At 39.5% G+C, this 20,776-nt stretch carries 19 protein-coding genes; 12 read left to right on the top strand and 7 right to left on the bottom strand.

The genetic code is table 11. From position 1 onward, the window contains the following. Positions 1–14: 14 nt before the first annotated feature. The 11 genes from BK585_RS17670 (at position 15) to BK585_RS17620 (ending at position 11,979) form a co-directional block, all read left to right on the top strand. The gene (locus tag BK585_RS17670) at positions 15–692 is read left to right on the top strand and encodes an RraA family protein (RefSeq protein WP_078555261.1); all 678 of its coding nucleotides are present in this window, start codon (positions 15–17) and stop codon (positions 690–692) included. Then, positions 689–1,771: an Ldh family oxidoreductase gene (locus BK585_RS17665; protein WP_245805859.1), complete on the top strand. Its 1,083-nt coding sequence runs from the start codon at positions 689–691 to the stop codon at positions 1,769–1,771. Before BK585_RS17670 ends, BK585_RS17665 begins: the two co-directional genes overlap by 4 nt. 9 nt (positions 1,772–1,780) lie before the next feature. Next, on the top strand, positions 1,781–2,941 hold the full coding sequence (locus tag BK585_RS17660) for an iron-containing alcohol dehydrogenase (protein ID WP_078555259.1): 1,161 nt from the start codon (positions 1,781–1,783) through the stop codon (positions 2,939–2,941). Positions 2,942–2,960: 19 nt separating this feature from the next. Beyond that, complete coding sequence (locus BK585_RS17655; RefSeq protein ID WP_078555258.1) at positions 2,961–4,442, top strand: aldehyde dehydrogenase family protein; 1,482 nt, start codon at positions 2,961–2,963, stop codon at positions 4,440–4,442. A 13-nt stretch (positions 4,443–4,455) separates the two neighbouring features. Next, complete coding sequence (locus BK585_RS17650) at positions 4,456–4,926, top strand: RpiB/LacA/LacB family sugar-phosphate isomerase (RefSeq protein ID WP_078555257.1); 471 nt, start codon at positions 4,456–4,458, stop codon at positions 4,924–4,926. A gap of 117 nt (positions 4,927–5,043) precedes the next feature. Next, positions 5,044–6,402: an ABC transporter substrate-binding protein gene (locus BK585_RS17645; RefSeq protein ID WP_078555256.1), complete on the top strand. Its 1,359-nt coding sequence runs from the start codon at positions 5,044–5,046 to the stop codon at positions 6,400–6,402. A gap of 73 nt (positions 6,403–6,475) precedes the next feature. Beyond that, complete coding sequence (locus tag BK585_RS17640; protein WP_078555255.1) at positions 6,476–7,366, top strand: carbohydrate ABC transporter permease; 891 nt, start codon at positions 6,476–6,478, stop codon at positions 7,364–7,366. Positions 7,367–7,376: 10 nt separating this feature from the next. After that, complete coding sequence (locus tag BK585_RS17635) at positions 7,377–8,276, top strand: carbohydrate ABC transporter permease (protein WP_078555254.1); 900 nt, start codon at positions 7,377–7,379, stop codon at positions 8,274–8,276. Positions 8,277–8,299: 23 nt separating this feature from the next. After that, positions 8,300–9,301, top strand: a complete 1,002-nt coding sequence (locus BK585_RS17630; protein WP_078555253.1) for a 2-hydroxyacid dehydrogenase — start codon at positions 8,300–8,302, stop codon at positions 9,299–9,301. 11 nt (positions 9,302–9,312) lie between these two features. Further along, complete coding sequence (locus tag BK585_RS17625) at positions 9,313–10,476, top strand: glycerate kinase (protein WP_078555252.1); 1,164 nt, start codon at positions 9,313–9,315, stop codon at positions 10,474–10,476. 336 nt (positions 10,477–10,812) lie between these two features. After that, positions 10,813–11,979 (top strand): TraB/GumN family protein, encoded by a 1,167-nt coding sequence (locus BK585_RS17620; protein WP_078555251.1) that lies wholly within the window; start codon positions 10,813–10,815, stop codon positions 11,977–11,979. Positions 11,980–12,066: 87 nt separating this feature from the next. On the opposite strand, the gene BK585_RS17615 is transcribed toward BK585_RS17620, so the two are convergent. The 5 genes from BK585_RS17615 to BK585_RS17595 form a co-directional block, all read right to left on the bottom strand. Continuing rightward, positions 12,067–14,244, bottom strand: coding sequence for a TRAP transporter permease (locus BK585_RS17615; protein ID WP_078555250.1), 2,178 nt, complete (start codon positions 14,242–14,244; stop codon positions 12,067–12,069). 51 nt (positions 14,245–14,295) lie between these two features. Further along, positions 14,296–14,643 (bottom strand): DUF1850 domain-containing protein, encoded by a 348-nt coding sequence (locus BK585_RS17610; RefSeq protein WP_212567933.1) that lies wholly within the window; start codon positions 14,641–14,643, stop codon positions 14,296–14,298. Positions 14,644–14,803: 160 nt separating this feature from the next. Continuing rightward, on the bottom strand, positions 14,804–15,745 hold the full coding sequence (locus BK585_RS17605) for a TAXI family TRAP transporter solute-binding subunit (RefSeq protein ID WP_078555248.1): 942 nt from the start codon (positions 15,743–15,745) through the stop codon (positions 14,804–14,806). Positions 15,746–16,259: 514 nt separating this feature from the next. Next, complete coding sequence (locus BK585_RS17600) at positions 16,260–16,949, bottom strand: Crp/Fnr family transcriptional regulator (protein WP_078555247.1); 690 nt, start codon at positions 16,947–16,949, stop codon at positions 16,260–16,262. Positions 16,950–17,134: 185 nt separating this feature from the next. Next, the gene (locus tag BK585_RS17595; protein ID WP_078555246.1) at positions 17,135–17,887 is read right to left on the bottom strand and encodes an Mrp/NBP35 family ATP-binding protein; all 753 of its coding nucleotides are present in this window, start codon (positions 17,885–17,887) and stop codon (positions 17,135–17,137) included. A 119-nt stretch (positions 17,888–18,006) separates the two neighbouring features. On the opposite strand from BK585_RS17595, the gene BK585_RS17590 reads away from it, so the two are divergent. After that, complete coding sequence (locus tag BK585_RS17590) at positions 18,007–19,068, top strand: TIGR04053 family radical SAM/SPASM domain-containing protein (RefSeq protein WP_078555245.1); 1,062 nt, start codon at positions 18,007–18,009, stop codon at positions 19,066–19,068. Here the strand turns inward: BK585_RS17590 and BK585_RS17585 are convergent. Further along, positions 19,060–20,097: a sulfate/molybdate ABC transporter ATP-binding protein gene (locus BK585_RS17585; RefSeq protein ID WP_078555244.1), complete on the bottom strand. Its 1,038-nt coding sequence runs from the start codon at positions 20,095–20,097 to the stop codon at positions 19,060–19,062. The genes BK585_RS17590 and BK585_RS17585 overlap by 9 nt on opposite strands. A gap of 3 nt (positions 20,098–20,100) precedes the next feature. Further along, positions 20,101–20,775, bottom strand: a complete 675-nt coding sequence (gene modB, locus BK585_RS17580) for a molybdate ABC transporter permease subunit (protein ID WP_078555243.1) — start codon at positions 20,773–20,775, stop codon at positions 20,101–20,103. Position 20,776: the final 1 nt, after the last annotated feature.

Genomic DNA, 20,776 nt, shown 5'->3' with positions numbered 1-20,776 from the left:
AAAGGGGGGAGCTTATGAGCCAGTTAGGATTTCGAATTTTGCCTTTACGAGCTAGACCGGATAAATCAATCGTAGAACAGTTTAAGAATATCCCCACCCCACTTCTTAGTGATAATATGAACCGTTTACAGGGTGCATCGTCTTCAATTCGACCTTTTCATAAATCCAAGAAAATTGTTGGTACTGCTTTTACCGTAAAAACTCGAGCTGGTGATAATCTCATGGTACATAAAGCTATTGATATGGCACAGCCAGGAGATGTGATCATTGTTGATGCTGGTGGAGAAATGACGCAAGCGATATTAGGTGAAATCATGTTACGACTTGCGAAAAAGAACGGCATTGCTGGCTTTGTTATAGACGGTACAATTCGTGATTCAGAAGCGTTTAAGGAACATGATTTCCCCTGTTTTGCTAGAGGTGTGACCCATCGTGGTCCGTATAAGGAAGGTCCCGGTGAAATCAATGTACCGATTACTGTAGCAAATATGCTAGTGAATCCTGGTGACATTATTGTTGGAGATGATGATGGCTTACTAGCCGTTCCATTAAAGCATGCTTCAGAGGTTTTACAGGACAGTCTTTCTCAATTAAAAAAAGAACAAACCATTTTTGCGCAAATTGAAAACGGAACAGTCGACAGAAGCTGGATCGATGAAACATTGAAGCAAAAGGGATGTGCGTTCTTGTGAGCCAAGTCTATCATTGGGAAAAGTTAGAGCAATTTTGTGCAAAATTATTTGAAAAAGCAGGGCTCTCTGAACGAGAATCGCATATTGTGGCTCAATCGTTAGTAGAAGCAGACTTACGGGGTGTTGATTCACACGGAGTTGTTCGAACAGATATTTACTTGCAAAGACTTCAAGCAGGCATGATTAATTTGAATGGAAAAATGACTGTTAAAACAGAGGGACCGGTTACGTTACTAGATGGAAATAACCACATTGGGGCGGTAGTAGGAACAAAAGCCCTTGAGTTAACGATACAAGGCACAAAAAAGAATGGAACAGCTATTGTTGGAGTGAAAGGCTCAAATCATTTTGGTACATGCGCGTACTATTTACAACAGGCGGTGAAAGAAAATCTAATTGTTATGATTCTCTCAAATGCATCACAAACGATGCCGCCAACAGGTGGAGTGAGACCCTTTTTAGGAACAAATCCTTTTTCTATCGGTATTCCAGCCGGAAAATATGAACCATTTATTCTTGATATGGCAACAAGTGTTGTGGCCAGAGGAAAAATCATTCATGCGGCTCAAAAGGGAAATGACATCCCAGATCATTGGGCCATCGATAAAGAGGGGAACCCAACTACCGATGCACAAACGGCCCTTGAGGGGGCGGTGCTTCCTCTCGGAGGTCCAAAAGGCTATGCTATCTCGATGTTTATTGACATCTTATCGGGTGTATTAACAGGAGCTGGCTTTGGCAAGTATGTCAATAACATGTATGAAAATTGGAACGAACCTCAAAATGTTGGACATTTCTTTATTGGGATAGATATCGAGAAATTTATGCCAATTCCTCAGTTTAAAGAAAGAATCGACCGTTACTTTGAAGAAATTAAGGCAGAGCCAACAGCACCTGGAGTCGACGAAATTTTAATTCCAGGTGAAATTGAATGTAGAAGCACTCAGGATCGAATGAAACATGGAATTGAATTACCTGAAAATGTCGAGCGCGAATTATTGAAATGGGGAGACCTCTATAATGTAAATCTCTTTGATGCGAGGCTATCAAAAAAAGAAAAAGCAGCACAAGATTATTAGGAGGGAAATATGGAGTTACATCGAGTATTCAGATATGAATTACCTACAGCGATAGAGTTTGGAATTGGTTCAATTCATGATTTAGCAAGCCATGTGAAAGCATTGGGCGGAACGAAGGTACTTTTAGTAACAGATCCTGGAGTTCAAAAAGCGGGAGTAACCGATAAACTGGTCCTGATTCTACAAAAACATGAGATTGCCTATGAAATCTATAATGATATTGAGCCGGATCCAGATATAGAAGGTGTCATGAGAGGCAGTGACCTTGCTAAACAACAGGGTTGTGACTGTGTTGTTGGATTAGGTGGTGGTAGCTCATTGGATACAGCTAAGGCGATTGGTCTTATGTTAAAAAACGAGGGCCACATTCGTGACTATGTTGGAATTAACAAAGTACGACATAAGGGAGCTCCTGTAATCGCTATCCCGACTACTGCTGGAACAGGAAGTGAAATCACAATCTGGTCAGTGCTTTCCGATAAACAAGAAAAGGTCAAACTCAGTGTGGGAAGTGCGTATAACTGCCCGGATGTAACGATATGTGACCCAGAACTGACGGTTTCACTACCAGCGCCATTAACTGCCTCAACTGGAATGGATGCCTTAACACACGCTTTAGAGTCCTACGTCAATAAAGCAACTCAGCCGATTTCAGAAGGACTCTCTTTACAATCTATGAAACTAGTAGCAAAAAGTTTACGAACAGCGGTTTCTCAAGGAGACAATCTTGAAGCACGTTACGATATGCTAATGGCTAGTTTAATTGCTGCCATGGCCTTTAACCCAACTCGTTTAGGGTTATCTCATGCATTAGCGATTCCACTAGGTGCACATTTTAAGATTCCTCATGGAATAGTGAACGCCATTCTCCTCCCTGAAGTCATGGAATTCAATTTACCAGGTAACCTGCAGAAGTTTAAAGAAATTGCTCAGTTGTTCGGAATGCCAGTAGAAGGCTTATCACCAAGAGATGCAGCAGCTCAATCTGTTTTAGCCATCAGACAATTAAAAGAAGATGTTGGAATAAAAGAAACGTTAAGTGACTTCGGTGTGACTGAAGAAGCCTTAAGCTATATATGTGAAGAAGCGATGCTTAGTGGAAATGTACCCGTTAATCCTAGACAACCAACGATAGAAGACCTAAAGCAAATTTGTCGTCAAGCGATGTAAGGAAGGAGGAGAAAGAAGAATGGAAAATAAAATGCTAGAGTGGCTTGACCAACATTCAGGAAATCGATTTCCAAACTTTATCAACGGGGAATGGGTAGAGCCTTTGAGTGGAGAAACGTATCCAGTCTATGAGTCTGCAAGGCCAACAAGATTACTAGGAGAGTTTCCTGCATCATCCGATGAAGATGTGGATAAAGCTGTTCAAGCCGCTCATGAAGCGTTTCAGTCATGGAAGCAAACATCAGCTTCCACACGAGCAGCGATATTATATCGATTTGCAGATTTACTAGAACAAAACCGTGAAGAGCTAGCTTATATTTTATCCGCAGAGCAGGGAAAGGTTTTAGCAGAATCACGTGGAGAAGTAGGTCGAGCGGCGACGGAAGCTAGATTTGCAGCGGGAGAAGCGTTCAGAATTCAAGGACAAACGTTACCAAGTGAAAACCCAGAAGTGAAAAGTAAAGTCGTTCGCACGCCACTTGGTGTCATTGCCGCGATTGCACCTTGGAACTTCCCAGTGGTCACTCCTGTTCGAAAGATTGCACCGGCTTTAGCTCATGGATGTACCGTTGTATTGAAGCCAGCATCAGTGACTCCGTGGTCGGCGGTAAAACTAGCAGCTTTATTAGCAGAAGCGGGTGTACCTCGTGGTGTCGTAAATGTTGTTTTTGGTTCTGGCAAGAAAGTGGGTAACCCTCTTGTAGAACATCCACTAGTCAAAGGGGTTAGTTTTACAGGGTCAACGAAACAAGGGTTACAAATTAACGGGAAGGCAGCAGGACGATTAGCAAAAACACAATTGGAGATGGGTGGTAAAAATGCTGCGTTAATTCTAGATTACAATAATCTTGAGCAAGCAACCGACCAAATCGTCAGTGCTGCATTTGCTTGTAGTGGGCAACGATGTACGGCCATTAGTAGAGTCATCGTACTAGAGTCACAAGAAAAGAAACTAGTAGAGCTACTAACTTCTAAAATGGAGAAAATCACGGTTGGGCCTGCTTGGGATGAGGAAGCAAACATAGGTCCAGTCATTAATCAAGACCAGTTTGAAACGGTGAATTCTTATATTGAAATTGGGCAGAGTGAAGGAGCTATCTTAACGGCAGGTGGACAATCGAAGCATCGAGATGGAGAAGGGTATTTTATCAACCCAGCGTTATTTACCGGGGTAACAAAAGAGATGAGGATTGCAAAAGAAGAGATATTTGGACCTGTGCTAACAGTGCTGAAGGCTAGGGATGTACATGAAGCGATTGACATTGCAAATGACACTGAATATGGATTAGCGGCCTCCATATTTACGAACAGTCTCTCCATCTCTGAACAGGCAGCTGAGTCGATTGAAGCAGGAATGATCCACATTAACCACGGCACAGCCAGCCAAGCTCATATGCCATTTGGTGGTGTGAAACACTCAGGTTATGGTGCCTATTCCATTGGTCATACGAACCAAGACTTCTTTACGGAAGTAAAAGCGGTTTATGTCAAACCCCAATAGAAAGGGTGAGAATATGAGAATTGCCATCGGAAGTGACCATTGCGGATATGAAATGAAAAAAGTGTTATTACCCCTCTTAAAAACATTAGGTTGTGAATATGTCGATTATGGTTGTCACTCTACAGAATCGGTTGATTTTCCAGACATTGCAAGAACAGTATGTGATGTCGTTCGCAGTGGAGAGTTTGATAGAGGCATCATGGTATGTGGAACCGGAGTCGGAGCAGCGATTGCAGCTAATAAGATTCCTGGAATACGAGCTTCCGTTTGCCATGATATCCATTCCGCTCATCAATGTGTGGAACATGATGATGTCAATGTCATGTGTATCGGAGCCCAAATTATCGGGCCATGGTTAGCGGAGGATTTAATTCGCTCTTTTGTGGAAGCGAAATTCAGCACAGAAGAGCACTTTAGAAGAAGAGTAAAAAAGCTTCATGAACTTGAGAAGCAATCAGCCCAGGAGATAATGAGGCAAAAATAAGGATTACTATTGTCAATTATGTAAGCCCTTACATGCGGGTCGTAGTCTTCTTGATTACGAAAGTATGTGTTATATAGAATTACCATTCTAAAGCTTAGAAAAGAGGAGGAAGAAAAGATGAGTAAGATGATGAAGATGCTTTTATTGGGGGTAGTATCGCTTTTCCTAGTCATTGCTTTAGCAGCTTGTGGTGGAGACACGACAGAAGAAACTTCTTCAGAAGCAGAACCAGAGACAGAAGACACGACAGATACTGCTGAAGAAGCTCCGGCTGAATTAGAAGACGTAGAAATTCGCTTTACATGGTGGGGAGATACTGGACGTAATGAAGTTTACAATGAAATTGTTGACCGTTTCGAAGCAGAATACCCTCATATCACAGTAGCTCGTGAGTTCGGTGGCTGGGGAGATTACTGGGACCGATTAGCGACACAAATTGCTGGTGGTAACGCTCCAGACGTAGTAAGTATGCATCAATTTTATGTCTCTGATTATGCTCGTAGAAATGCTCTTCTAAACCTTAACGACTTAGTAAGTGAAGGAACGATTGACCTTTCTGACTTCCCGGATTCAGCGATTAATAGTGGTAAAATTGATGACAATATCTTCATGGTAGCTAAAGGATTAACAATGCCAGGTTGGGCATACAATACAGCAGTTTTTGATGAGTTAGGTGTGGAGTACCCAGATATGAACTGGACATGGGATGATTTCCAAGCAAAAGTAGCTGAGTTAAGTGAAGCGTATGGCGATGGTAAATGGGGAGCTCAAGATATGAGTGGTGGGCAACTACAACCTAACTTCCGTTACTTCCTTCGTCAAAGTGGAAAAGATTTATTCACTGAAGAAGGCCAGCTGGCCTTTGATAAAGAGGACTTAGTTGAGTGGTGGACAATGTGGGATGACCTTCGTCAATCAGGTGCAATTCCAGATGCTGCTACTGGTAATGAATATGAAAACGCTCCATTAGAGCAAAACATGTTTGTAACAGGTAGAACAGCACTACATCAAATTCCAGCAAATCAAATCTATTTATACCAACAACAATTTGAAGAAGGCGAAATTCATATGGTTCGCATGCCTCAAAAAGAAGGCGGCGAAAACGGTGAATATATCGAAGGAGCTTACTTAAGTATTACTGAAAGATCAGCTCATCCTGAAGAAGCTGCTTTATTTATTAACTTCTTCGTAACAAATCTTCAAGCAGCTGAACTATTTAAGGTTGAACAAGGTCCTCCTGCAGGAACAGCTATGGCTGAGTATGTTATGGATTTAATTGACCCAGCTCAAGCAAGAGCAGTTGCTTATATTAATGAAACGGTACCTTATGGCCGTCCTGCTCCATATGCACCAGCTGGTGTAAATGAAGTAGAACAAGCATTTTCAGATAACGCAGAAGCGATTGCATTTGGTCAAATTTCTGTAGAAGAAGCTGCAGAACGATTTATCAATGCGGCTCAAGGAATTTTACAATAAGAAATACATCACACATTCGAATGGAAGAAAGGAATTGCTTTCTTCCATTCGATTACAATAAGGAGCTAACGTTATGCAAACTTTGAAAAAACGCCGGAAGCACAATGCCGTTGGTTATATGTTCTTAGCCCCTTGGCTCATTGGATTATTTACATTAAGTGCGGTTCCAATGGGGGCTTCTCTGTATTTATCTTTTACAAGCTATGATATGTTTTCTTCTCCTAATTGGATTGGTATTTCAAATTATGTAAACATGTTCAACGACCATAAATGGAGAAACAGTGTCGAGGTCACGTTAAAATATGTGTTTTTAGGAGTCCCATTACAGCTGCTCTTTGCATTATCGATCGCTTTATTATTAAACCGTGGGTTACGTGGCTTAAAAGTGTATCGAGCAATTTACTATGTGCCTTCCTTATTCGGAGGGAGTGTTGCGATTGCTTTACTATGGCGCCAAATATTTGGAGGAGAAGGACTTGTAAATAATGTATTAGGTATGTTTGGAGTACAGGGGATGAACTGGATATCTTCACCTGATACGGCCCTCTATACTCTCATTATTTTAACAATATGGCAATTTGGAGCACCAATGGTTATTTTCTTAGCTGGATTGAAACAAGTTCCAACAGAACTTTATGAATCTGCCAAAATTGACGGAGCAAATGCAGCAAAGCAGTTCTTTAAAATCACACTTCCGTTAATTACTCCTATCATCTTTTTTAACCTAATCATGCAAATCATTTCTGCGTTCCAAGCGTTTACCCCGGCTTATATTGTAAGTGGTGGCAGTGGTGGACCATTAGATTCTACGTTGTTCTATACACTCTATTTATATCAAAAAGGCTTCACGCATTTCCAAATGGGTTATGCTTCGGCAATGGCGTGGATTTTATTACTAACGATTGCTTTAATAACGGCGCTTGTGTTTTTATCAGCGAAAAAATGGGTCTACTATCAGGATTAGAGGTGAGAGTATGGAAAGCAATGTATCGACGATAAAAAAAGTAAATGCAGAAAAAAAGCCACGCTTCTTTATAAATCGAAAAAATCGAAAACAAATCTTCCTCCATATCTTTATTATCGTATTAGGGATTATTATGCTTTACCCGTTATTGTGGATGGTAAGTAGCTCATTTAAAGTTCAAACCGAAATTTTTTCTCAAGTTTCCTTTTTACCAACGAAGGTTACGTTTGAGAATTATATTCAAGGGTGGTCTGGGTTATCTGGTGTCACATTTGGAACGTTTTTCGTAAATACGTTTTTCTTAGTGACTATGTGTATTATCGGAAACGTCATCGCTTGCTCGATGGCAGCCTATGCTTTTGCTAGACTTGATTTTACTTTTCGTAAAGTATTTTTTGCGATTATGTTGGTCACGTTAATGCTTCCGTTTCACGTAACCATCATACCGCAATATATTATTTTTAATCAGCTAGATTGGATCAATACGTATTGGCCATTAGTACTTCCTAAATTCTTGGCCGTTGAAGGGTTCTTTATCTTTCTCATGGTTCAGTTTATCCGTTCGATTCCTAGAGAACTTGAACAAGCTGCAGAAATCGATGGATGTGGGCCGATAAGAGTATATTGGTATTTAATCATGCCACTTGCCTTACCAGCTGTTATTACAACTATGATTTTTACGTTTATCTGGACGTGGAATGATTTCTTTGGTCAACTTTTATACATTAGTGATATTCGTCTATATACAGTCGCCTTAGGGTTACGTATGTTCTTAGATGCGATGGGACAAAGCTCTTGGGGAGCTCTGTTTGCAATGTCGACTCTATCTTTAATTCCTCTATTCGCGATTTTTATCTTCTTCCAAAGATATCTAATAGAAGGAATTACAACTGGTGGTGTCAAAGGATAAATGAGTCGAAAGGAGGAAAGAGTGTGAAGCCAAAAGTTTATATTACGCGAAAACTTCCGAGTGAGGTAGTATATGAAATAGAACAACATTGTGACATCAACATGTGGGAGGAGGAAGATGTTCCAGTACCACAGGAAGTTTTAGAAGAGAACATCAAGGACATAGATGGACTATACTGTTTGTTAACTGAAACGATAGATGATTCTCTATTGCAAAAAGCAACCAAGTTAAAAGTAATCAGTAACATGGCTGTCGGTTTTAATAATATTGATGTTGAGGCTGCAACTAAAAGAGGGATAGCCGTATTAAACACACCTGGTGTTTTAACAGAGACAACAGCTGATTTAACCTTCGCTTTATTAATGGCAACCGCAAGGAGACTGTTCGAAGCAGAATTCTTCTTGCGTGATGGGAACTGGAAAACATGGTCTCCGATGCTATTAACAGGTCAAGACATTCATGGAGCTACGATTGGCATTGTTGGACTTGGAAGAATTGGTGAGGCTGTAGCAAGGCGTGCCAAAGGGTTTGGAATGAAAATTCTATACCATAACCGAAGTCGAAAACCAGATGTTGAACGAGAGTTAGACGTTGAATATGTCGAGTTTGATGACCTGTTACGTAAAAGTGATTATGTTGTCTTGCTCACTCCATATACGCATGAAACAAAAAATCTCATTAGTTCTAGAGAGTTAGCCCTTATGAAAAAGACTTCGATTTTGATTAACACTTCTCGTGGGGGGATTGTTAATGAAGCAGCGCTCTATGACTCCTTGCAATCTGGGGTAATTTGGGGTGCAGGATTAGATGTATTTGAAGAAGAGCCTGTTTCTTTAGACCATCCGTTATTACAGTTACCACAGGTTGTGGCATTACCTCATATCGGGAGTGCGAGTATTCAAACAAGGTTGAAAATGGCACGTTTAGCAACAGACAACTTAGTACAACTGTTAAAAGGAAAGAAACCAGAGTATATCGTTAATCCAAACTTTAGTGAAAATATAACAGAAAGCGTAAAAGAATAGGAGGAGTTGAAGTGAAAATTATCGTTGCCCCTGATTCATTTAAAGGTTCTCTTTCAGCTCCAGAGCTTTGTTGCGTGATAAAACAGGGGATTCTTCGTGTGCTGCCGGATGCTGAAGTAATTGAAATCCCACTTGCAGATGGCGGGGAAGGAACGATGCAAAATCTGATTCATGCGACATCCGGCATGATTCATTCAACTGAAGCGGATGACCCACTTGGACGGCCAAGAATGGCTTCATATGGTGTGTTAGGCGATAATGAAACCGTCGTAGTGGAAATGGCTCAAGCCTCAGGTCTACCTCTTCTAACTGACGAGGAACGAAATCCTTTACTTGCTTCGAGTTATGGAACAGGTCAATTAATCAAAGCAGCATTAGATAAAGGCTTTCGTAGGTTCATTATTGGACTTGGAGGAAGTGCGACTAATGATGCTGGAATGGGGATGCTACGAGCGTTAGGTATGGAGTTTTATGATGAAAAGCATAATCCTATTCCAGAAGGTGGAGGAGCATTATCAAAGCTTCTTTATATCGATGAGCAACATATAGACCAACGAATTTATGAATCTACTTTTATTGTGGCAAGCGATGTAACAAACCCATTATGTGGAATGGAAGGAGCATCCAGTGTGTTTGGGCCACAAAAGGGAGCTACTCCCGAAATGGTTGCGTTGCTAGATGCTAATCTACATCATCTTGCAGAAGTGGTTAAAAAGCAAAAAGCAATCGACCTTCAATCCATATCTGGTGGTGGCGCTGCAGGAGGGTTAGGTGCCGCATTGGTCGCATTTTTAGGGGCGCGGATCGAGTCTGGAATTGACATTTTTTTAAATGAAGTGAATTTCAAGAATAAAATAAAAGCAGCTGATTTAATTATTACAGGTGAGGGAAAGCTAGACCAGCAAACACTAAGTGGAAAAGTAGTTATGGGTGTAGGTAGGATGGCTAAGGGGATTGGAGTGCCGGTCATAGCCCTTTGTGGTCAACTCGCTTTATCACATCGGGAGCTTAAGGAACTAGGGGTTTTATCTGCTTTTTCAATTATCAAAGAGCCTTGCTCGTTAGAAAAGGCCTTTCAACATACGCCAGATTGGGTAACTGACCAAATAGAAAATATAGTTGAAGTCATGTTTTATAATGATACAAAACCAGATAAATCCCGGGAGCAAGTTTAAGCGGAATATCTGGTTTTTTCATGGAGAAATCACTACTGTATGGTAAACGTCGAGGACGTGTGCAAATCGGTAGTGAAAGTGGAGATACTCTACCGAAAAGCGTGAGCGGCGTGGAAATCGGTAGAGAAGGTGGAGATACACTACCGAAAAGCATGAGCAAAGTGGATATTGGGAGAGAAAAAAGATATAGATAAAGAAGCGGTCCCGAGCCCAAAGGGAGAGATGAAGAATCAGTACCGCAAAGAGAAGAGTCACTCACTAAATTAATTAATCATTGAAATATTTCCATTTTTACCTCATTATTATAGGAAAAGGACGTTAAAAGGAAGGTAATTTATGTCTGAACAAAACATTACAAGAATCTCATTAGATGGTAAGGAGATTATCCTTATCGGAACAGCACATGTGTCGAGGCAAAGTGCAGAACAAGTGAAACAAGTAATTGAAGCAGAAAAACCTGATTCTGTTTGTATTGAATTAGATGAACAGAGGTATAAAGCGATTACAGACGGAAACCGTTGGAAGGACATGGATATCTTTAACGTCATTAAAGAAAAGAAAGCGACTCTTCTTTTAATGAACCTAGTCATTTCTTCCTTTCAAAAAAGAGTGGCCAAGCAGTTTGATATTAAGCCAGGTCAAGAAATGATTCAAGGGATTGAATCTGCCGAAGCAGTAGGGGCAGAACTTGTATTAGCGGATAGAAACATTCAAATTACCTTTGCTCGGATATGGAATGGCATCGGGGTTTGGGGTAAGGCCAAGCTGATGTATGAGCTTATATTTAGTATTTTTAATAAAGAAGAAATCTCAGAAGAAGAATTGGAAAAGATGAAATCTCAAGATATGCTTAACTCAATGCTAGAGGATATTACCGTTTCTTTTCCAAGGTTAAAAACACCACTCATTGATGAGCGTGACCAATATTTATCACAAAAAATTAAAGAAGCTCCAGGAAATAAAGTAGTGGCTGTTCTTGGTGCAGCTCATGTTCCTGGAATTAAAGAAGAAATCAAAAAAGAGCATGATCTTGAAGCGATCTCTACAATCCCTAAAAAATCGATTGCGCCAACACTGTTGGCATGGATTATCCCAATCCTTATTTTAGGCATAATCGGCTATACGTTTTATGCGAATCCAAGCGTGGGTGTGAACCTTTCTTTAAGTTGGATTTTATGGAATGGTGCTTTTGCTGCTCTTGGTGCTCTGATTGCCTTTGGACATCCGGTTTCAATTATTGTGGCTTTCGTTGTAGCACCGTTTAGTTCATTGTATCCGCTTTTAGCAGCCGGTTGGTTTGCGGGGATTATGGAAGCCTACATAAGACGCCCGAAAGTTGCAGACTTTGAGAAACTAGCAGATGATGTATACACGGTAAAAGGATTTTGGAGCAATCAAGTTACACGTATTTTACTTGTCGTTGTTTTGACCAATATTGGTAGTACACTAGGTACTATTATTGGTGGAGCGGATGTCGTTCGTCGATTTATTCAAATCTTTTAATTAAAAAAGGAGTACGAAAAAGCGTAATGCTTTCCGTACTCCTTTTTAATTTAGGTAAAGTTAAAAGTTATTCATATCCGTTCTTTCTTATGTGGTTGCCACCATTTTATCTTCGTTATCTTTTCTTTTGCGAAGATATTGAAGAACAATTAATAGGATAACCCCGCTGATACCGATAATATCAGTGGCAAGGGAGCCATGGATTAATACCAAAGCTGAGCCTAATGCTAATAAACGTTCGTAAATACGGAAGTGAACGAATAAGAAGTTTTGGATGAACATCGCAAAGGCAATAATCCCGATTAAAGCAGTAAATATGTTTTGTGCAATGACAGGCCAAGAATAAATACCGGCATTTTCAGGAAGTAACAAAATCACCGTATTCGTTGCAAAGACGAAAGGTAAGAGTAATGCCCCTGAATCATATTTAAAGCCTTGAATTCCGGTTGCTATTGGTTCTGACTTAGCGATACCTGATACCGCATATGCCGGTAAATTAATCGGTGGCGTATCATCAGCCAGTATCCCGTAATAAAGGACAAAAAGGTGAGCTGCCATAATAGGTACACCCATTTGTACAAGAGCAGGAGCAACAATCGCTGCTAAAATAACATAGGTAGCTGTTGTTGGGAGACCCAACCCTAAAATTAAACAAGCCACTAATGTAAATGCCAACGCTAAATATAAATTATCTCCAGCGAAGTTCACGATAATAACAGGTATTTTCGCAGAGAGACCAGTTAAGTTAATGACACCAATTAAAATCCCTGCTGTAGCACACGCGACAACAACCGTTAGTGCATTTCGTGCAGCTAATTCGAAACCACCAAGGAGTTCTTTCATGCCAAAGCGAATTGGAGCAGCATCGATTTTAAATGCTTTTTGCATAAGCACAAAAAACAGGGAAACAAAAAAGCCGATAACAATCATAGCTGTGATTTCAATTCTCCACCCGAACTGAAAATGTAAGAAGTAAGAGAAGGCAGCTATGAGAACTGCTATTAATATTCCACTACCGACTTTTTCACGAATTCGGTGAGTGAGTACGGCAAGAGTTAATAGAATGACTATCGCAAAGAAGGCAGCACTTGGCACGGTTCGACCGATAACTAAGAAATAGACTAACGTTATCACTGGTAATATCAAATACCCGTGTTGAATCATTGTTTTTCGAAATGAAACGAGACTTTCCTTTGCTAAACCAGATATATTGTTTTTTGAAGCTTCTAGATGAACCATAAATAAAATAGCAACGTAACTTAGAATTGCTGGGATAGCGGCTGATTTAATAATTTCTGCATATGAATATGGGGTATATTCAATCATTAAGAAAGCAGCAGCCCCCATTACAGGCGGCAATAATTGACCACTTGAAGAAGAGGCAACTTCTATACCACCAGCGACTTTAGGTTTAAAGCCTACTTTTTTCATTAATGGTATCGTGAAGGTTCCTGTTGTAACAGCATTGGCAACTGAACTACCAGAGATAGAACCAAGCATACCGGACGATACAACAGCTGCTTTTGCTGGACCACCTTTATATTTACCAAACGCGCGTAAGGCAAGGTCAATAAACATTTTTCCAGCACCTGTAGCTTCTAATATCGCTCCAAATAAAATGAAGATGAAGACAAAGTTAGCTGAAACGGATAACGGTGTACTAAAAATCCCTGACCCGGTATAGCTCATTTCATAAATAAATGAATCAAAATTTGCCCTTGTATGTCTAAATGGTGAAGGGAGAAAACCGCCTAAGAAAAAATAAGCAATGAAAACCCCAGCAATAATCACTAATGGTTTCCCAACGACCCTTCTAGTAGCTTCTAAAAGTAATACAATAAGAGCAATACCTACTAGAGTATCAGTCAACGTCATTCGACCAGAAAGAACAGAAGGGGATGTCTGATTTGCATATAAGTAAAAACCAATAAATACTAATATCAAAGCGATTGCAAAGTCATACCAGGCAATTGATTGTTGCCCAAGGCCTTTTTTTACAGGGAAAATCAAATAGACTAAAGCTAGTCCAAAGGTTAAATGGACAATCATATGTGCCCTTGTACCGATTCCAGGCATCAAACCAAACCCAGCCGTATAAAGGTGATATAGCGACATCATAATGGTGATGATAAAGATAAGTAAAGCCATCCAACCGCGTACGGAGCGGTCACTGCCGCTTAGGCCCATTAACTTCTCGTCTAGTTCAGGATCTAGCTCATAGCTTATCTCTTCTGGTTTGTTCAAACCTTTTTCTTTATTGGACATATTGTTTTCAACTCCTTATGATGTAGTGAAGATACCGATTTTTACGAGTTTTTATTTTTTTACAACGTGTAGTCTAATATACTCTCGATTTAACTCATCACTTGATAATTCTATCGCCTCTTCTCCAAAGTAGAAAAAATGGTCATGAAGGCGAGACGGTTTAATATTCAAAAAATCAACCTGATGTTCGTTTCGCATTACAAAAAATCCATCTATTAATTCCATATCATCAGAGTATGTTGGAAGCCCAGCACCAAACGATTTAGTCCAGCTTTCCATCGCGATGATTTGATTGTTTTCGTTAATCTTATATTTTTCTTTTACAAGTGATTTTTCAACGGAATGGATATATTCTAGTGAAAACCAATCACCTTCTTGTATTGGTGTTTCCCAATACACCTTTTCATCCTTTAGTAAGTAAAGTTGAAGATAATAATGTTCTTCTTTAGTAAAAAAGTAGGTTATGATAAGTGCCATGAAAACTAGGAATAGAAGGAACAAAAAGGTATTGCTTGATAGCAATACCTTTTTATTTCCTTTCCTTACAAAAGAAAAGTGATTACTGCTCATCGTAGAAACGCTGAGCACCAGGATGCACATCAATAGACATGCCATCTAAAGCTGTATCTAACGTTATGTTTGTTCCTTGTTGATGTGCATTAGAGAATTGTTCAGTATTAGAGAACATAGCACTTGTAATGTCATATACTAAGTCTTCAGATAGATCTGAGCGTACGATTAACATAGCAAGTACGGCAACAGTCGTAGCATCAGCATCTGTACCATATACATCAGATTCAACAGTATATGATGTATAGTATGGATATTCAGCTTCAAGTTCAGCAATTTTATCTGGATTAATAGAAACTAAACGAATATCTGTTGTTGCTCTTAGTGCCTCAACTGCTCCAGTTGGTAATCCACCTGTAATAAAGGCTGCATCGATATTACCATCTTGAATATTTGCTGATGCATCACCAAAAGCCATGTATTCTTCATCGATATCATCATAAGAAAGGCCATGAGCAGCAAGGATTTGGTTAGCGTTTGCTTCTGCTCCTGAACCGATATCACCAACAGCGACTCGTTTACCAACTAAATCTTCCACCGTTTCAATTCCGCTGTCAGCAGATGTAATAATTTGAACGACTTCAGGATAAAGTGTTGCAATTCCTTGGAATCCTGTTAACGCTTCGTCAAATGGTCCAATTCCATTGATTGCATAGTAAGCCATATCATTTTGAACTAGTGCAATATCGCCTTGACCATCAACTAAATCATTAATGTTCGCAACAGATGCACCTGATGTGAAAGGAGAAGCCTCAACACCATCAACATGTTCGTTAATAATATTGTTTGCTAATGCTACTCCAAGCGGGAAGTAAACCCCTTGCTCACCACCTGTTAAAACAGTGACATCTTCAACATCATTACCACATGCTGAAAGAAGTAGTGCAAGTGTTAGCATAAGTGCGCCAATAAAACCAAGTTTCTTGTTCATACTTTGTTACCCCCTATAAAAATTTTTCTCGATAATCGAGTATAATAAAAGGCTTGTTTTTGGACAAACCTTATTATTATCAAGTGTTTCAGGAAATATGTAATCATTAATAGTATATCACCCATAAAAGGGAAATGCTAGAATTATGCACATCCGATAGTAGCTTTAGAGTCTCTGTGATTAGGAAAGTAAAAGAAGGATGGAGATTAAAAAGAATAGCCGAGGGATAGCTAATCCTCATCATTATATGTGAAAGATGTAAATATATTCAAGAAGGACTAAACTTGTTATGGAAAAGGTTGAGCATTTGCCAGAATGAATACGGATGCGTTAAAGTAGGGAGCTATTTTAAATGGAATGAATACGGACAGGCCAAGAGTAAACAGCGGAGACGGAGTCCGAAACCGCCACGAATACAGACAACCCGAGTGAAAGAGGATTAAGTCCATGTCACAACCATCCAAGACTACTGAAAACAACTATAAAATAAGTATTTTCAGTGAGTCTCTAGATTTTAGTTATTGAGTAACTCCTCTAAATAGTCCTTTTGGTGAATCGTGATATAGCCATGATCCATGGATATGATTCCGTCCTTTTTTAATTGATTAATCATTCGATTTACACTTTCTCTGGTCGCCCCGAAATAACTTCCTAATTCTTCATGAGTTAATTTTAAATCTATTAAAGTTCCGTTTGAGGCTTGGCGTCCATAATCCTTTGCAAATCGGAGCAGTGTGGAGGCGAGTGAATTTTGTTTTCCAAAGAGCGCTACATCTCTTAGTGTTTTTTGAGAAAGTCTAAGGCGTTCAGACATTGTTTGAAAAATGGGCAGAGCAAGTTCTGGAGTTCGTAACAATAATTGTTCAAAGTCTGCTTTCCGAATGAAAGACACGGTTGTCGGTTCAATGGCGGTTGCTGTTGCGGGATAGGTTTCTCCTGGTTTTGAAAAAATAGAAGTGGCTGCAAACATATCTCCGTCTTTTCGAACATGCAAGACAATTTCTTTTCCATCACTTGTACTTTTACTTAATCGGATTTTTCCTATCGTCACAAAAAAGACAGCCAGAGCCTCTTCTGATTCAAGAAATAATACTTCGCCTTTTTGTAATTGTTGTGTAAAAATAAGGTCCTCGAGAAATACCTTATGTTCTTTTGTTAGGTTTTCAAACAAAGGGATACTATTAATTACTTGCTCATGATTCATGGTTACTCACTCACCCATATCTTTTTTTTTTTCTAATGGTATGAAACAGTAGATCGTGTGATCTATGTTACAGTTTTCACTAAATCAAAATGATAAAGTATATCTATCCCCTACTAGGATAAAAGGATCTTAAGAAAGTATTTACTTTTCCCGAGATCCTTTTTACCTAGAATAACTATTATGGTTTATACGATGGCAAACATGGCATCAACTTTCTTTGCCAATAGATTATATTGCTCAAATAGAGGAGTATTCTCCTCAAAAATAGAGCTGACTTCACCATCTTCATTAGGAATAGCCATGGGCAATTTCGCAAGTAAAGGGGTTTCAAGCTTTTGTGCTAACTTCTCTCCGCCGCCTTTCCCAAAAAGAAAGTATTTTTCATCTTCTCGGTTAGGAGGGGAAAAGTATGACATGTTTTCAATAATTCCTAATATCTCATGATTTGTTTGTTTGGCCATTGTTCCTGCGCGTTCCGCTACATGGGAGGCCGCATCGTGTGGTGTAGTTACAATAATTTCCTTACTTTGTGGAATCATGTGATGCATATCTAGAGCAACATCTCCCGTACCAGGAGGCATATCTAGAAGGATGTAATCCATCTTTCCCCAAAGGACATCTTGAATAAAATGCTCTATCATTTTTCCGAGCATAGGCCCTCTCCAAACGATAGGGCTATTTTCTCGTACCATAAAACCTGTAGACATGACAGTAAGACCATGAGAGCTTACCGGAATGATTTTTTCATTAAAGGTTTTGGGACGGCTTGTAATCGATAGCATTTTAGGAATGCTGAACCCGTAAATGTCTAAATCGATTATTCCTACTTTTTTATTTAAACGTGAAAGGGCAAGAGCTAAATTAATCGAGACTGTTGATTTACCAACCCCGCCTTTTCCGCTCGTTATGGCAATTACTTGACCTGATAACATTTCCATTCACTTCCTTTTTTAGTGTCATTGCTGATGACTTACCGTCATTTTACTAGGTCCTAGTGTCCTTGGATGTGATTTAATTCACAGTCATTCCCTCAAAAGTAAAGTAGTTTTAAGGGGAGGTGATTACTGTGAAGACAGTCAATTATAACGAATTTCCGTTTATCGTCATTTGGGAAGTGACAAGAGCATGTGCACTTAAATGTGTCCATTGTAGGGCAGAGGCTCAATATACTCCTGATCCACGCCAGCTTTCATTTGAAGAAGGAAAAAAAGTAATAGATGATATTGCAGCTATGGGTAATCCGTTATTTGTTTTTACTGGTGGAGACCCATTAATGCGGCCTGACTTGTTTGAATTGGCTCACTATGCGATTCATGAAAAGGGATTATCAGTATCTATGACACCAAGTGCCACGCCAATGGTCACAAGAAAAGCCGTACAACAAGCAAAAGACGTAGGATTATCGCGATGGGCGTTTAGTTTAGATGGTTCAAATGATGACATTCATGATGCTTTTAGAGGAACCAAAGGGTCTTTTGACCGTACGATTAAGGGGATTTCTTATCTAAAAGAAATGAACATACCGATTCAAATTAACACAACTGTCACAACTTTAAATGTGGGTGACTTAGAAGCGATTAGTGAACTAATCAAAGAATTTGGTGCGGTTTTATGGAGTCTGTTCTTTTTAATTCCTGTGGGAAGGGGACAGCAAGAACATATGCTAACGGCGGATGAGCATGAATCAGTTATGAAATGGCTCACAACCATTCAGCAAAAAATGCCATACCACGTTAAAGCGACTGAAGCGCCTCATTATCGTAGAGTTGTTCTTCAGGAAAGACTGTTACAACAAACTGAAAAGAAGCTTGATGTTCTTGGAAGAGCCCCAAAAAGTGTTAACGATGGGGACGGATTTGTGTTTATAAGCCATATAGGAGATGTTTATCCAAGTGGTTTCTTACCAATTAAATGTGGAAATGTTCGAGAGAGTTCGTTACTAGATATTTATCAAAACTCACCAATAATGAAGGAGCTTCGTGATAAAACGCTGTTAAAGGGGAAGTGTGGGCGATGCGAATTTAAAGAGATTTGCGGAGGGTCAAGAGCGCGTGCCTTTGCAATTCATGGTGACTATTTAGAAAGCGACCCGACATGCGCGTATGTCCCCTCAACATAAGAATATCTTCTCTTTGGGAAGGTGAATGAATAGAGTTTTGTTTTGCTCAAGTTGTTTTGCTTGTTCTTTTGTCACATCTATTTCAAATCGTAAACCTTCTGACTGTACTGTGAACGTTGTTTTATACAAAGCCTCTTTTTGTGATAAAACGATACAAGAAAATGTGTTTTCAGTCTCGGACACAGTGACTCCTAATTTTATATCATGTGGGTGAATCCCAAGATAGGAAGGTACCGTATGAAGTAAATCCGGTACCTTTACTATCATTTGCTCACTTTTGATTTCGGTTTGACTAGGAATGGAATGGATCGCGATTAGATTTTTGCAACCTAGTAGCTTTGCAGCACCAATTGAGTTGGGCTGTGCAAAGACGTTGTTTTTACAACCTGCTTGAATCTTTTTACCTTGGTTAAGCAAAACGATAGAACGACAAAGTTGATAAGCTTCATCTATATCATGTGTGACAAGAAGAACCGGACCATGAAAGTGCTCTTTGACTAACGATAATAATTCTTCAGCTAAGCGAATACGTAGGGACCGATCAAGAGCTGAAAATGGTTCATCTAGTAGTAAAATATCTGGTTTTGTGATTAATGTTCTCGCCAGTGCGGTTCGTTGTTGTTGTCCTCCTGATAGGGCTGAAGGGTAATGGTCTTCGAGCCCTTTTAATTCCATCATAACAAGATATTTTTTGACGGCCTTTTTTCTTTCCTGTTTTGTAAGATGTCCCAAGCCATAGCTAATGTTTTGAGCGACTGTGAGATGTGGAAATAAGGCATACTGTTGAAAAACATAACCAACTCTGCGGTGTCGCGTTTTCATATTTATCTTTTGTTTGGAATCAAAAAACGTTTGATTATGAAGTCTGATTTCTCCTTCATCAGGTGTCTGTAGTCCTGCAATACACTGAAGTGTTAGACTTTTTCCGCTACCTGAAGGACCAATCAGACCAGTGATTTCATTGGATGCCAAAAAATCTAGTTGGAGGGTGAAATCTTTGAACTGTTTGACTATATTTACAGAGAGCATCAATTATCGCCCCTTTGATATTTTTCGTTCCAATCTGTTAATCATATAAAGAATAAGCAAGGAAGTCCCAGTCATAATGAAAACGAGAGTATGGGCCAATGTTCGATTTCCTGAAAGAAGAGCATCATAAATGGCGATTGGCATCGTCATCGTTTCCCCTGGGATACTCCCAGCTACCATTAAAGTGACACCAAAATCGCCGAGAGAGCGGGCAAAGCTTAAGGTCACTCCTGTTAAAATTCCTGGCCATGATAAAGGAACAATAATACTAAAGAAAATATACCATTCATTTTTTCCTAATACTCTAGCAGCATGAATAATATGCTTATCCATGTCAGTAAAAGCAGCTTTAGCAGATTTAATTAAAAAAGGGATTCCAACGATAAGTGCTGCAATAACAGCTCCAGTTGGAGTAAATACAATCATGATATTAAAGTGTTCCTCAAGGAAAGCTCCAACTGAACTTTGTCGACCTAATAAAACTAATAAATAGTATCCAAGAACAGTTGGTGGGAGAACAATAGGTAATGTAACAAAAGTATCTATAATATCGGCAAATCTATTTTTTGAATGACTTAAATAATAGGCTATCGGAAGACCAACTACTACGGATAGTAGCGTAGCCGTTAAGGCAACCTGTAACGATAAGACTAAGGGAAAAAGGTTTATGTCAGACATC

The organism is Bacillus alkalicellulosilyticus (assembly GCF_002019795.1).
Taxonomy (GTDB): domain Bacteria; phylum Bacillota; class Bacilli; order Bacillales; family Bacillaceae_F; genus Bacillus_AO; species Bacillus_AO alkalicellulosilyticum.
Note: the sequence above shows the minus strand (reverse complement) of the source record. Positions and strands in the feature narration are given on the sequence as shown.